Below are 15,016 nucleotides of genomic sequence, written 5' to 3'. Positions count from 1 at the left end.
AGTGCTGAAAGCATCTAAGTACGAAACTTGCCTTAAGATGAGTTCTCCCACATGAAAGTGTGTAAGGGTTGTTTAAGACTAAGACGTAGATAGGTGGGGTGTGTAAGTGTAGTGATATATTGAGCTAACCCATACTAATTGCCCGAGAGGCTTAACTATACAACGCTCAAGTGTTTTGGGCGAAGTCAAGCGAGACGAAAAAAGTCAAACTAAACATAAAACTAAACAAAGTGAAACTAAACAAAGTAAAGAAAAGAGAGATATCAGCTTGTGAAGGGTAGAGAATAAGAGAAGACAAACGAGCAAATAAAGAAGAACGATTTGTGAGTATCAGTTATCGAAGAATTATCCCGGCGGCGAGAGTGCGGTGGTCCCACCTGAATCCATCCCGAACTCAGAAGTGAAACGCTGTAATGCCGATGGTAGTGTGGGGAATCCCCATGTGAGAGTAGGGCACCGCCGGGTACAATTGAGATTAGAATTAAGATTAAGAAGAATTGAAATTAAGATTAAGAAGAGTAAACAAGAAATCCCCTGAGCAGAGCTTGGGGGATTTTTTATTGGTTGGACGATAAAAGATGAAAGATAAAAAATAAAAGGTAAAAGTGGCACAGGTTCCGCTATCATAGGGACTGCAAGCATCACCAACATCGCGGATATCACAAGTATCATAATTACTATAAGCACTATAAGTATCATATAAGCATTATCAGCTCTATAAGAACCCTAAAGAACATAAGTATCATAAACATCGATACCAATTACAAGTCTCTCCCTTACATAGACTTGTAATCAAGCAATCCTCCGTAATCATTCTCCAACTTCTTACTCCCTTTACATGAACTTACCAACATAAAAACACCAAAAAAACTGACCGCACTTTCTGACTGTTTGTTGGTATGCGATTACGTTTTTGGTATATAGGAGATGTTTGCTTTAGCGAAATGATGGTCTTTAAAATCTCATCTAGTTCAAATTTAATGTTAATTGTTTTTAGAGGATAAGGGATTAGGAATATTTTTATTTAAAATTAATCCAACAATGAGGTGTTTTGAGGCATAATCTGCCAGTAGAACATAATTTCTTTTTTCTTAACTAAATATATTATGAAATATCTGAAACGCCTTGCTCAACGCTATATTGATTGGCTTATTCGCCTTGGAAGAGTTAAATTTTCTCTATTAGGTGTTTTTCTATTAGCAATTTTTGCACTTGTTTTGCAAATGCTATTAAGCTCGCTTATTGCAGTAGATATTTACTGGATAGGGATTGCCCGCTCTATTATTTTTGGGATCATCTCTGCTCCCTTTATCATTTACTTTTTTGCTGTTTTAATTGAACGGCTTGAAGCCTCCCGTAGTCAACTTTCTCGTAGTGTTACTGAACTTAAAAAGGAAGTTTCCGAACGTAAACAAACCGAACAAAAACTTTCGATTGCCCTTGAGAATTTGGAGAAAATCCACCGAGATAAAAGTAATTTAATGGAAACGATAAGCCATGAATTACGAACGCCATTAAATGGTATTATTGGCCTAAGTAGGATTTTATTAGATGGTGATTTAACCGCGGAACAACGAAGTTATCTTAAGACAATCAATGTCAGTGCGATTAATTTAGGAAATATTTTTAGCGATATCATTGATTTAAACAAGCTAGATACAAACCGTTTAGAACTAAATTTGAAACCCACAAATCTTCATGCTTTATTGACAGATATTCAAAACTTTGCGGTTTTAATGACAGCACCTAAACAGCTTAAATTTTCTTTAGATATCACTTCAGATTTACCCGAGCTACTCTATTTAGATAGTGCAAGATTAAGCCAAATTCTTTGGAATCTCATTGTTAATGCCGTGAAATTTACAGAGAAAGGAGAGGTTAAATTATCTGTTTCAGCGCAAGGAGAAGGACATTATCATTTTAGAGTTTCTGATACAGGACGAGGTATTCCTCAGTCGGAATGGGATAATATTTTTAAAATGTATTACCAACTGAAAGAAAATTCTAATCGTTTTTCAGGCAGTGGAATTGGGCTCGCTATCTCAAAAAATCTTGCTTTATTAATGAATGGTGATCTCGAGGTTGAAAGCCAAATTGGAAAAGGTTCAACATTTCACCTGACGATAAAAGCTGAGGAAGCGAATTCAGTAGAAAATCAGCATTTTTCTCAACCATTGAATTTATCGGTTTTACTCGTCGAAGATATTGAATTAAATGTGATTGTTGCAAAAAGTGTATTAGAGAGATTAGGACATCATGTTGATGTCGCTATGACAGGAAAAGAAGCCATTCAATTATTTGAACGTAATTTTTACGATATTGTTTTGCTGGATATTAAGTTACCGGATATGTCAGGTTTTGAGATTGCGGCATATTTACGGCAAAAATATGAAGAAGGTATTTACGATTTCCTACCGCCCATTGTGGCATTTACCGCAAGCATTATGCAAAATGAAAAAGAATATTTGGAAAAAGGAATGGATGCGGTATTGCGTAAGCCATTGGCGTTGAATGAGTTAAAACAATGCTTTTATCATTTCTTTTCCGATGAAAATAGGGTGAATGAAGAAGAACCCTCATTATCTTGTTCGTTAAATACTGAATTAATCGATTTATTAGGTAAATCCCAAACAAAAGAGAATTTAGCGTTGTTTAAACAAGTAATGCCGAGTTATTTAAAACAGTTAAATGATGCTTTTAATGATTACTTAAATGAGCCTAGTTTACAAAAAGAAGTTGTGGATATTGCTCATAAAATTAAAGGTGCAGCAGGATCGGTGGGGTTAGTCCAATTACAGCAACTGGCGGAAAAAATACAGAATAATCAATCTACTGAGTGGAAAGAAAAGATTGAAAATTGGGTTAACGAGTTAAATCATTGCTGGAAAGCGAATGTAGAGAAATTAGAAGATTATCTTAATCTGTAATCAACGGCACTTTTATGTACCACCAGTACATTGAATTTAGTGCAGGCCTTAAATGATAAAAAGCCCTTATCTTAAGGGCTTTAAATTGTTTAGAAAAAGCGAAGGTTATTCCCATTCAATCGTTGCTGGGGGTTTTCCGCTCACATCATAGACAACGCGGGAAATACCGTTTACTTCATTGATGATACGATTAGAGATTTTGCCTAATAACTCATATGGTAAATGTGCCCAATGGGCGGTCATAAAATCGATAGTTTCAACCGCACGGAGGGAAACAACCCAATCGTATTTGCGTCCATCACCCATGACCCCCACCGATTTAACTGGGAGGAACACGGTGAAGGCTTGGCTGACTTTGTAATACCAATCTGCTTTGTGTAATTCTTCAATGAAAATTGCATCGGCACGGCGGAGGAGGTCGCAGTATTCCTTTTTCACCTCACCTAATACACGCACCCCTAACCCTGGGCCTGGGAATGGATGGCGGTTAAGCATTTCAGCGGGTAAACCAAGCGCTAAACCGATTTTACGCACTTCGTCTTTGAACAGTTCACGCAATGGTTCGACCAAGCCAAGTTTCATATAATCCGGCAACCCACCCACATTATGGTGTGATTTAATCACATGGGCTTTGCCTGTTTTACTGGCGGCGGATTCAATCACATCAGGATAGATAGTACCTTGAGCTAACCATTTTACATTTGGTAATTTTTTCGACTCGTCATCGAACACATCCACAAAGACTTTACCGATAATTTTGCGCTTCGCTTCCGGTTCATCCACACCGGCTAGTTCACTAAGGAAACGATCTTCAGCATTCACTCGGGTGATATTTAAACCAAATTTATTGCCGAACATTTCCATCACTTGATCGCCTTCGTTTAAACGTAACAAGCCGTTATCCACAAATACACAGTGTAAATTTTTGCCTATGGCACGGTGTAATAATAAGGCAACAACCGAGGAGTCTACGCCACCGGATAACCCTAGAATCACTTCATCATTACCCACTTGTTCCTTAATACGGGCGACCGAATCTTCGATGATATTTTCTGCTGTCCATTTGGTTTCGCAACCACAGATGTTTACCACAAAGTTTTTCAACAATTCCAAACCGCTTTTCGTGTGGGTGACTTCTGGGTGGAATTGAACACCGTAGAAATGACGATTTTCATCAGACATGGCGGCAATAGGGCAAGTTGGTGTTGTGCCTGTAACAGAAAAATGATTGGGTAAACGGGTCACTTTATCGCCGTGGCTCATCCAAACATCTAATTTGTTATCGCCATCGTTGAGGTTCGCAAAAAGTGCAGTCGAATTTTCCAATGAAACGGAGGCATAACCGAATTCACGGTGATCGGAAGTTTCCGTTAAACCGCCTAATTGCATTGCCATAGTTTGCATACCGTAGCAAATACCTAACACCGGCACGCCGGCATTAAAAACATATTCCGGTGCGCGAGGACTGTTTGCTTCTGTGGTGCTTTCAGGCCCGCCGGAAAGAATAATTCCCGTTGGGTTAAATTCACGGATTTGTTCTTCCGTGACATCCCACGCCCAAAGCTCACAATAAACCCCAATTTCACGCACACGGCGGGCAATGAGTTGGGTATATTGTGAACCAAAGTCGAGGATTAGAATTTTGTGGTGGTGAATGTTTGTCATTTTTTACCTTAATTAAGATGAATGATGTAATTTTTGAATAATGGTTAAAATTTCGTTCATATCCTTACCGCAATCATCGGCTTGGGATTGATCAATGTGCATTCGTTTCTCTTCGTAGGCAATCACAGATATACCCGCAGATTTTGCTGCTTGAATACCGAAAAAAGAATCTTCAATTGCAACGGTATTTTGAGGTTGAACGCCTAATTTTTCGAGGGTATAGCGATAAATAGTTGGGTCAGGTTTACTGCGCTCAAATTGTTCGCCACTGACGATAAAATCAAAGTGTTGGATAATACCACATTTCGTCAAAATAGTCCGAATATGTTCAAGGCGGGAAGAGGAGGCGACGGCTAATTTGATGTGATGTTGTCTAGCAAAATCAATAATTTTTTGAATATCCTTACGGAAAATTGAAGGATAATCCACCGTAGCAAAAAGTTGGTTGAAAAAATCAATATAGCGTTGTTTGATTTCTTCCAGTGGTAATGATGAGGCACTTAATTTTTTGACGATTTCCGGAATTTCAGACAGCCCTTTCCCCACCACTTCTGAACGTTCGAGCGGCGTTAAAATGCGATCATGTTCTTTAATGGATTCAATAAATTGCTCTTGCAAACGGTATTCTAAAAATTCCGTATCGACAATCACACCGTCCATATCGAAGATAATGGCTTGAAGCACTGATATTCTCTAATACAATTAATTAGTGAGTTTTTTCATATTAATATAAGTACCGTCAGAACCATCATTGGTGTACTGTATATTAAAGATTTCCGTTTTTCCGCAACCTGACACAGTCCAAGTTTCTTGCGCTTTTTCGACAGTTTCTGCTGCTAATTTGACACCGGTGATCTGGGTATGAATTTTTTCAGGTGAACATTGATGAAGTGCTCTGAAATATGTATTTATATTTCGCTCTGTATCGAATTTTAGCAAGGGGCTTGCTGTTGTTTCACCGGAATAGCTTGGTCCAAAAACACTACATCCACTCAAAAAGAATATAAGAATTAAACTCAGTTTTTTCATTTTATCCTTCCTCGTTGACTGACATCACTTCATCAAAAATTTCGCAAAAATCAACCGCACTTTAAACAACAAAAGGTGGGCTAAAAGCCCACCTTCGTGGTTAGCCCATCCGATAATTCGGGGCTTCTTTGGTAATCGTTACATCGTGCACATGGCTTTCTTTAATGCCCGCACCACTGATACGCACAAATTCTGCTTTGGTGCGCAGCTCATCAATAGTGGCACAGCCGGTTAAACCCATGCAAGAACGCAAACCGCCCATTTGTTGATGGATGATTTCTTTTAAGTAGCCTTTGTATGGAATACGTCCTTCAATGCCTTCCGGTACGAGTTTATCTGCGGCGTTGTCTGATTGGAAATAGCGGTCGCTTGAACCTTTCGCCATCGCACCTAATGAACCCATACCACGATAGGATTTAAAGGCACGGCCTTGGTAAAGTTCGATTTCTCCCGGTGCTTCTTCTGTACCGGCAAACATTGATCCCACCATTACGCAGCTCGCACCGGCAGCGAGGGCTTTGGCAATGTCGCCTGAGAAGCGAATTCCCCCATCGGCAATAACCGGAATACCACGATCTTTTAAGGCTTCAGCGGCATCAGCAATGGAGGTAATTTGTGGCACACCTACGCCGGTAACGATACGGGTGGTACAAATTGAACCCGGTCCAATTCCCACTTTCACTGCACTGGCCCCAGCATCAGCCAAAGCAATTGCGCCTTCAGCGGTGGCAATATTACCGGCGATGATAGGAAGATCAGGGTATTTGGCACGGGTTTCACGCACACGTTGTAATACCCCTTCGGAATGGCCGTGTGAAGAGTCGATTAACAACACATCCACCCCCGCTTTGACTAAGGCATCAATACGTTCTTCATTACCCGGCCCTGCACCTACCGCAGCCCCCACACGCAAACGCCCAAATTCATCTTTACAGGCATTCGGTTTGCTTTCGGCTTTTTGATAGTCTTTTAGGGTGATCATGCCTTTTAATTTGAAATCGTCATTTACCACCAATACTTTTTCCACACGATTTTCGTGCATTAAGCGGAAGATTTCTTCACGAGTTGCCCCTTCTTTAACGGTGACTAATCGCTCTTTGGGGGTCATAAAATCGGCCACAGTTTTGCTTAAATCGGAAATGAAACGGGTATCACGGCCGGTGATAATGCCCACCAAATTTTTCTCTTCATCAACCACAGGATAACCGGCAAACCCATTTTTCTTGGTGAGTTCAGCCAGCTCTGCGAGGGTGAGAGTAGGGGAGACGGTGACAGGTTCGGAAACGATGCCGCTCTCGAATTTTTTCACTTTACGCACACGATCTGCTTGGCGTTCAATAGACATATTTTTGTGAATAAAACCGATACCGCCTTCTTGAGCAAGCGAAATAGCCAATTTGGTTTCGGTAACGGTATCCATCGCCGCAGAAAGCATTGGGATATTCAGACGAATGGTTTTGGTAAGTTGGGTTGAAAGATTAGCGGTGTTTGGAAGCACGGTAGAATGTGCCGGGACAAGAAGAACATCATCGAAAGTGAGGGCTTCTTTTTTGATTCTAAGCATAGCAATATTTCCGTCGTTAAAAATGAATGTTAAAAAATATTGCGGCGGGATTATACAGATTTTACGCCACTTTGAAAATGAAATTTTTCGCTTTTATGCTATGATTGGCAAAGGTTTTCGTGATAGGAAAAAAGTATGAATTTAGCACTATTAACCTGTTTGTCTGACGGTATGCCTAAAGTGCGGTCAGAATTGGCGAAGTTTTCGCAAAATGTGGCTTTTGATGTACAGCAACTGCGAGAATTGGGGCTAAATATTGAAGGAAATACCGCATATTATCAGCTCATACCGCAATTGCCTTTACTCAACCCTCACCAAATATCAACCGCACTTCCATCTTATCGTATTCATTATTACCCAATCATCACTTCCACAAATGAGTGGATCTTGCAGAATATTGCCCATCTTCAAAAAGGCGATCTTTGCCTTGCGGAATATCAAACAGGCGGTCGAGGGCGCCGGGGGCGCCAGTGGTTGTCGCCTTTTGCCGGACAAATGATATTGAGCTTTTATTGGACGCTTGATCCAAGAAAATCCATTGATGGGCTTAGCTTAGTTGTGGGGTTGGCGATTGCGGAAATTTTTGGTGTGCAAGTGAAATGGCCGAATGACATTTTATTTAATGGGCGAAAGCTGGGCGGTATTTTAGTTGAGATTGCGAATGTAAAAAATGGTCGATTAAACCTCGTCATTGGCGTGGGCATTAATGTGTCAATGCCGGAAAAAACAAGCATAAATCAACCTTATGCGCAATTGTGTGAAATTGCTCCCAATGTCGATCGTCAAATTTTATTCCCCAAATTAATTCAACATCTTTATACACGTTTGGAACGTTTTGAAAACAGCGGAATTGATGAAGAATTTCAACAAGCTTGGCAGAAACACAACGCCTTTTCACATCAAGCAGTGAATGTGCTTACTGAACAGGGTATTATTTCCGGCATTGAGCAAGGCATTGATGAGAGGGGGTATTTGCAAGTGCAATGTGGTAATGAATTGCGTACCTTCAATGGCGGGGAGGTTTCCCTTCGCCGAAAATAAGTGCGGTTAAAATTTTTGCTGTTTTTAACCGCACTTTATGCTAGATCACTTTTTGCACCAATGCAGAAATATCTCCCTCAAATTGTTCCCTTTCTGCCATCTCAACAATTTGTGCGTGCGTGTAACGCTTGGCGTTATACACCGCCACAATACTGGTATCGCCAATTTGTAAGAAATTGTGTTCGCCAAAATCGGTGTAACGTGTTGCGCCAATGCTAATGATGGCTTGTTTTGGATAATTTGCAGCTTCAAGCAAAGCGGCAATATTATTCATTGGCCCTTCATCAGGTTGATTATTCATCCGATCGATAATCCAATCCAATAATTTTTGATGAAAATAGCTATACCCCACCGCAGGGCTATCAATGCCGTATTCATTCATCACGCCATGGCGTTTGTGGAAGCAAGCGATATGGAAATCGTCCAATACACCACCTGCGTTGAAATGATCTAATGAAAGCCAATTTGCCGAAATGCCTTTAGATTCTTCCCCCCAATTCTTTTTCTCACAAATTTTGCGAGCATTTGGGCGGCGAATGGAACAGTCGTTATAGGCAGCGAAATGGGTGGGTAAAAGTGCGGTCACTTTTCCGTGAGAATAGTGAATATCACAAATTAACGCAATTTCAGGTTCAATTTGTAAATTATCCGCATCATTTGGAAAACGAATCTCTGTATGAGAGAGGGGATAAGTGGACAGAAATTGATAGTCGCCCAAATTCTCACTCGGCACATAAAACGGGAAAATCGCTTTCGGCTGCACTGCCTCCACCGTTTTCACCTGCAAAAAATCCGCCGCTTCACCCGCTTGTTCCAAATGCCCCGCAAAATTGCCTGCTACGCCTAATCCGATAAAGGTGTTGTTCATTGTGTTTCCCTTTGTAATAAAATTGATTGAATTTTACTGTTTAGTTAATGAAAAATCACCCAAAACGTCTTATTTGCTTTGCTTGATAAAGAGAAAAGAACATTTTAGAATAACTGCATTTTTACTTGACAACTTGAAAAGGAAACATAATGCTTAGCAACGCAACGCAACGCAACGCAACGCAACGCAACGCAACGCAACGCAACGCAACGCAACGCAACGCAACGCAACTAGCGGCCTAACCCCTTCCTCTTTAACTTGTAAGGCACAAGTTAAATCTAAACAACGTGTTGCAGACTTTGGCGAAGTTTACACTAATGAGCGTGAAGTCAATGCAATGATCGACTTGGTGGCAGACCAAGCTACTAATCCCGAAAAACGCTTTTTAGAACCTGCGTGTGGCACGGGTAATTTTTTGGTGGAAATCCTTTGCCGTAAACTCACCGCAATTGCTCAACAGCATAAAAAAGTCCAATACGATTACGAACTTAACGCCATCATTGCCGTAGGCAGTTTATACGGCATTGAGCTGTTGCCCGATAATGTGAATGAATGCCGTAAACGGCTATTGGAGCTTTTTAGCCAACATTACCAAGCCCAATTTCCTAAAAGTTATAAAGCAGAATGTATTCGTTCCGCTCAGTTTATTTTGCAACACAACATTTTGTGTGGCGATGCCCTTTCACTGAAAACCCAAACAGGGCAACCCATTATTTTTAGCCAATGGTCGAACCCGACAGGCAGCCAAATCAAACGGCAGGAATTTGTTTACCGTGATTTAGTGGACAACCTGAGCGATCTTCCCCTCTTTTCCGATAACGGCGAACCCGTGTTTATTCCCGAGCCAATCAAAGATTATCCCTTTATCAATTTTTTGGAGCTAGGTAATGACAGATCTTTCTAATGTAAATTACAACCCTGATGTATTAAATTGTTTGGCAAATTTATCGAATGATGAAGTCTTTACCCCACCAGAGTTGGTCAACCAAATGCTCGATCGCTTGCCCGATACACTTTGGCAAGATCCCAATGCCAAATTTCTCGACCCTGTGTGTAAGTCGGGGGTATTTTTGCGAGAAATCGCCAAGCGGTTAATTAAAGGGTTGGAATTGCAAATTCCCGATCTACAAACTCGCCTCAACCATATTTTTACTCAACAACTTTACGGCATTGCTATTACGGAAATCACCGCTTTGCTTTCTCGCCGTAGCCTCTATTGCTCGAAAAAAGCCAATAGCGAACATTCCATTTGCACTGAATTTGACACAGAAGAGGGGCAGATTTTTTATCAGCGGGTGGAACATAGTTGGCAAGAAGGCAAATGCCAAGAATGTGGCGCAAGCCAATCGGTTTACGACCGCCTCACAATGGAAAACCACGCCTATGCGTTTATTCATCAAAAAGCAAGAACAGAATTAGGATTAGAAAAAATGAAATTTGATGTGATTATTGGCAACCCACCGTATCAATTAAGTGATGGCGGTGCGCAAGCCAGTGCCGCACCGATTTACCATAAATTTATTCAACAAGCAAAAGCATTAAACCCTGAGTATTTAGTCATGATTGTCCCCTCTCGTTGGTTTGCTGGAGGGAAAGGGTTAGATGAATTTCGGGATGAAATGCTCAATGATAGACGGCTAAAAGAAATTCACGATTTCCCGAATGCCGCAGATTGTTTTCCGGGGGTAGAAATAAAAGGTGGGGTGAATTATTTCTTGTGGGATAAACATCATAATGGTGATTGCTTAGTAACTACCTACGAAAATAAAGCCATTATCTCTCAAATGGAAAGACCGTTAAAAGAACAAGGATTAGATATATTTATTCGTTATAACGAAAGCATTTCTATTTTAAGAAAAGTATTAGCCTTTAAAGAAAAAAGTTTTAGTGAGTTAGTGAGTTCTAGAAAACCGTTTGGATTGGCAACGAATATTAAAGGAAAGCCAAATCCTTACTCTGAAGGTAGAAATATTAAGTTATATCAAAATAAAGGAATAGGATATTTTTTAAGAGAAAATATTATTATCAATAGAAGTTGGATTGATAAAGATAAGGTAATAATGCCTTATGCAGTGGGATCTGGAGATAGTAAAACGGATTATGTGAAGCCAATTTATGCTGGGGCTGGTTCGGCTTGTACTGAAACTTATTTAGTTGTTGGTCCATTTGATAACAAAACAATTTGTGAAAATTTAATGAGCTATATCGATACAAGATTTTTTCATCTAATGCTGACATTAAAAAAGAATACTCAGCATACAACAAAAGGAACTTATGAGTTTGTTCCAATACAAGATTTTTCAAAATCTTGGAATGATAAAGAACTTTACGAAAAATATGGATTAAGCAAAGATGAAATTAAATATATTGAAGAAATGGTGTTGCCAAATAAGGAGTTGTAGAATGGGTAAAGAAACAAAAGATAATGAAATCATCATTGATGATTTTGATTCATTATTAAAAGTGTTAGAAGAGTTTATTTATAATCCTAATGATAGAGAAAAAGAAGTTGTTGACTATGAATATATCAACAGAACTTATCCTCCGGTAGTTTTTAGAGGGCATAAGGAAGAAAGCTATAAATTAGCATCTACATTAGAAAGACATATCAAAGAAGTTTTTCCAAATTTAGAACTTAATAAAGATATTTTCAAAAGAATTTGTGATGATTATTTGGATTGTTGCAAGCAAGAACTAAAGGGAAAAATAAAGGAGCAATATATTTTATCTGATGATGATAGTGTATGGGCGTTAGGGCAACATTATGGATTAAAAACACCATTGTTAGATTGGACAAGATCATTTTTATTTGCATTATATTTTGCTTTTGAAGAACCTATCTCAAGCAGTAACTATAGAGTTGTTTATCAATTAAATTATTTTATGGCGAGAGAACAAGATTTAATTGTTGAGCCTGAATTTCCTATTGGTTCAAGGATTGTTGCTCAACGAGGAGTGTTTACTAAGAAAATTTCTGATGAGTTAGAAAATATCAATGATTATTATGCTAAGGGTAACTTTATTGAATTTGGGAGAAGTTATAGACCTTTGGTTAAATATAAAATTAGATCAAAATTAAGAGAGGATATTATGAATTTTTTATTTTCTTTAAATATAGATTGCTATTCAATTTATCCTGATTTACAAGGAGTAATTAAAAATTGCCATCTTAGATTAGATAATATTTTAAATTTGGATAAGGAAATTGGGTTTGATGAATAATGGATAAATAACCTAAAGTGGTAGGGACACACTGCGTGTGTCCCTACCTATGGATTTAATATAACGTGAAATAAGAGAAACCCAATGACCGATAAACCATTACAAAAAGTATCCTTCGATGAATTTAACCCACCCAAAATCTATGCCTATTCCGACCGCACTTTTCCAAATTGTTTAAAAGTGGGTTACACCACAAGACAGAAAGCCGAACAGCGAGTGAGGGAGCAGTATCCAACTAAAACACCAGAGCAGACGTGGAAAATTGAGCTGGAGGAATATGCCGTGCGGGAGAATGGCACGCTATTTCGTGATTTCGATGTGCATAAGGCGTTGAAAGCAATGGGCGTTCGTCAAGTGAATGGCGAATGGTTTGAATGCGATGTGCAAGCGGTGCAGGCTGCATTGATTTCTGTAAAAAAGGGCATTCGTAATCGGGAAAAACGCACGCTCTCCTTTGGTATGCGCCCTGAGCAGGCTCAAGCAGTAAACCAAACAGCACATTATTTTCACAGCTTCAAACAAGATGAGATCAATCAAGGCAAAGCCCCGCGTTTTTTATGGAATGCCAAAATGCGTTTTGGTAAAACCTTTGCCACCTACCAACTCGCTAAAAAAATGGGCTGGAAAAAACTGCTGATTTTAACCTTTAAGCCCGCCGTACAAGATGCGTGGCAGGAAGATTTAGTCAATCATACGGATTTTGAAGGCTGGCAATTTGTGGCGAAAGACAGCAATTTGCAAGAAATTGATAGCCACCGACCGCTTGTTTGTTTTGGTTCGTTCCAAGATTATTTGGGCAGAACCAAAGCAGGTGCGATTAAGCCCAAAAATGAGTGGGTACATAGTACAAACTGGGATTGTGTGGTATTTGATGAATATCACTACGGGGCGTGGCGGGAAAATGCCAAAGATTTATTTGACGGCGAAGACGATAAAAAAGAACAAGATTTCGCTGAAAGTGTCGATTTAAAAAACTTTGATGAAGGATTGTTGCCCATTACAACCCACCATTATCTCTATCTTTCTGGCACACCATTTCGGGCGATTGCATCGGGCGAATTTATTGAGGAGCAAATTTTCAACTGGACGTATTCAGACGAGCAAAAAGCCAAAGCCCAGTGGCAAGCAACGCAGGGCAAAAATCCCTATTTATCGCTGCCCAAAATGGTAATGATGACCTACCAATTACCCAATTCTATTCGTGATGTGGCGAGCAAAGGCGAATTTAATGAATTTGATTTAAACCTCTTTTTTGAAGCCAAAGGAAGCGGTGAAAATGCCCAATTTACTTACAAAAACGAAGTGCAAAAATGGTTGGAATTTATCCGCAATGATTTGCCAGAATTGACCGTGGATACGCTAAAACTCCGAGCGGAAAAGCCCCCAATGCCGTTTTCTGATACCCGCCTTTTAGGGCAGTTATTGCATACCTTTTGGTTTTTGCCGAATGTGGCGAGCTGTTATGCAATGCGAAATTTATTGGCGGAAAAACAAAATCAGTTTTTTCATCAATACCAGATTATCGTTGCTGCAGGAGCGGAAGCGGGCATTGGGCTAGAGGCATTGCCACCCGTGCAAAATGCGATGACAAAGAACCCGCTTGCGACCAAAACGATTACGCTTTCGTGCGGAAAATTAACGACGGGTGTCTCTGTTCCGCCTTGGTCGGGGATTTTAATGCTACGCAATGCGTCTAGCCCTGAAACCTATTTCCAAGCGGCATTCCGTGTGCAAACACCGTGGGTATTGCGTGGCTATGATGATGCTGATCCACATAATGAAGAAATTCTCAAACAGCAATGTTATGTGTTTGATTTCGCCCCAAACCGTGCGTTACGCCAAATTGCCGAATACAGTTGCCGATTAGATACGGTAAATACGAATCCAGAACAAAAAGTGGCAGAGTTTATCCATTTTTTACCAGTGCTGGCGTATAACGGGGCATCGATGCTCCAGATTGACGCAAAAGGCGTACTTGATATGGCGATGAGTGGCACAACGGCAACGTTACTGGCTCGCCGTTGGGAAAGTGCTTTGTTGGTCAATGTGGATAATGATACCTTAAAACGTCTAATGGAGAGCGAAGCCGCGATGAAAGCGTTAGAAAATATCGAGGGTTTTCGGTCGTTAAACCAAGATATTGAAACCATCATCAACAAATCGGAGGCGGTCAAAAAAGCCAAAAAAGAGAAAGGCGATGATCTTAGTGCTAAAGAGAAAAAAGAATTGAGTGATGAGGAGAAAGAATACAAATCCAAGCGGAAAGAAATTCAAGAAAAATTGATCAAATTTGCCACCCGCATTCCGGTGTTTATGTATTTAACCGATTACCGTGAACATTGCTTGCGAGATGTGATTACCCAACTTGAACCCCGCCTTTTTCATAAAGTAACAGGCTTAACCCAACGAGATTTTGATCTTTTGGTACGGTTAAATGTGTTTAATGAAAGCCTAATGAACGATGCGGTGTATAAATTCAAACGCTACGAAGATTCAAGTTTGGAATACGCAAAAGAGTATAGTGGAGGAGACAAAATTGGGTTATTTAGCACTGTAATTTCAAAAGAAGACTACGAAAGTATAGGAAAATAGCAAATAAATACGAAAATCTTTATAAAATATTTTTTGATTTTATTTTGAGCAATTAGAAATTTTTTTCTAAAAACCACTTGCGTGGCATAAAAAAATGCCTATAATGCA

The 15,016-nt window shown here is 39.8% G+C and carries 11 protein-coding genes and 2 rRNA genes; 8 read left to right on the top strand and 5 right to left on the bottom strand.

Features of this window, described 5'->3' with window-relative positions; all coding sequences use genetic code 11:
• The 3 genes from BKK48_RS09550 to BKK48_RS09540 form a co-directional block, all read left to right on the top strand.
• Window positions 1-159: ribosomal RNA gene (locus BKK48_RS09550) — 23S ribosomal RNA — on the top strand; the annotation flags it as partial.
• 190 nt (window positions 160-349) lie between these two features.
• Window positions 350-465: ribosomal RNA gene (rrf, locus tag BKK48_RS09545) — 5S ribosomal RNA — on the top strand.
• A gap of 641 nt (window positions 466-1,106) precedes the next feature.
• Window positions 1,107-2,927: an ATP-binding protein gene (locus BKK48_RS09540; protein WP_077428219.1), complete on the top strand. Its 1,821-nt coding sequence runs from the start codon at window positions 1,107-1,109 to the stop codon at window positions 2,925-2,927.
• 105 nt (window positions 2,928-3,032) lie between these two features.
• Here the strand turns inward: BKK48_RS09540 and guaA are convergent, their stop codons facing one another.
• From guaA to guaB, 4 genes are all read right to left on the bottom strand, one after another.
• Entirely contained in the window at window positions 3,033-4,592 is a 1,560-nt protein-coding gene (gene guaA / locus BKK48_RS09535; protein ID WP_077428217.1) for a glutamine-hydrolyzing GMP synthase, read from the bottom strand.
• A 12-nt stretch (window positions 4,593-4,604) separates the two neighbouring features.
• On the bottom strand, window positions 4,605-5,276 hold the full coding sequence (locus tag BKK48_RS09530; RefSeq protein ID WP_077428215.1) for an HAD family hydrolase: 672 nt from the start codon (window positions 5,274-5,276) through the stop codon (window positions 4,605-4,607).
• 18 nt (window positions 5,277-5,294) lie between these two features.
• The gene (locus BKK48_RS09525) at window positions 5,295-5,621 is read right to left on the bottom strand and encodes a hypothetical protein (RefSeq protein WP_077428213.1); all 327 of its coding nucleotides are present in this window, start codon (window positions 5,619-5,621) and stop codon (window positions 5,295-5,297) included.
• A 100-nt stretch (window positions 5,622-5,721) separates the two neighbouring features.
• Complete coding sequence (gene guaB, locus BKK48_RS09520; RefSeq protein ID WP_077428211.1) at window positions 5,722-7,185, bottom strand: IMP dehydrogenase; 1,464 nt, start codon at window positions 7,183-7,185, stop codon at window positions 5,722-5,724.
• 135 nt (window positions 7,186-7,320) lie between these two features.
• Here guaB and birA point away from each other — a divergent pair, with 135 nt between their 5' ends.
• Window positions 7,321-8,226 (top strand): bifunctional biotin--[acetyl-CoA-carboxylase] ligase/biotin operon repressor BirA, encoded by a 906-nt coding sequence (gene birA / locus BKK48_RS09515; RefSeq protein ID WP_077428209.1) that lies wholly within the window; start codon window positions 7,321-7,323, stop codon window positions 8,224-8,226.
• A gap of 40 nt (window positions 8,227-8,266) precedes the next feature.
• Here birA and BKK48_RS09510 read toward each other — a convergent pair whose 3' ends face one another.
• Window positions 8,267-9,094 carry a DUF5718 family protein gene (locus BKK48_RS09510; protein ID WP_077428207.1) on the bottom strand — a complete coding sequence of 276 codons (828 nt, stop codon included), beginning with the start codon at window positions 9,092-9,094 and terminating at the stop codon, window positions 8,267-8,269.
• 337 nt (window positions 9,095-9,431) lie between these two features.
• On the opposite strand from BKK48_RS09510, the gene BKK48_RS09505 reads away from it, so the two are divergent.
• From BKK48_RS09505 to BKK48_RS09490, 4 genes are all read left to right on the top strand, one after another.
• Window positions 9,432-9,998: a DNA methyltransferase gene (locus BKK48_RS09505; RefSeq protein ID WP_077428221.1), complete on the top strand. Its 567-nt coding sequence runs from the start codon at window positions 9,432-9,434 to the stop codon at window positions 9,996-9,998.
• Window positions 9,982-11,496, top strand: coding sequence for an Eco57I restriction-modification methylase domain-containing protein (locus BKK48_RS09500; protein ID WP_077428205.1), 1,515 nt, complete (start codon window positions 9,982-9,984; stop codon window positions 11,494-11,496). Before BKK48_RS09505 ends, BKK48_RS09500 begins: the two co-directional genes overlap by 17 nt.
• A 1-nt stretch (window position 11,497) precedes the next feature.
• Window positions 11,498-12,316, top strand: coding sequence for an FRG domain-containing protein (locus BKK48_RS09495; RefSeq protein WP_158074356.1), 819 nt, complete (start codon window positions 11,498-11,500; stop codon window positions 12,314-12,316).
• 84 nt (window positions 12,317-12,400) lie between these two features.
• Window positions 12,401-14,908 (top strand): DEAD/DEAH box helicase, encoded by a 2,508-nt coding sequence (locus tag BKK48_RS09490; protein ID WP_077428201.1) that lies wholly within the window; start codon window positions 12,401-12,403, stop codon window positions 14,906-14,908.
• Window positions 14,909-15,016 lie beyond the last annotated feature (108 nt).

It is taken from the genome of Rodentibacter heidelbergensis (genome assembly GCF_002000125.1).
Taxonomy (GTDB): Bacteria; Pseudomonadota; Gammaproteobacteria; order Enterobacterales; family Pasteurellaceae; genus Rodentibacter; species Rodentibacter heidelbergensis.
This window is presented reverse-complemented; position numbering and strand designations above follow the sequence as displayed.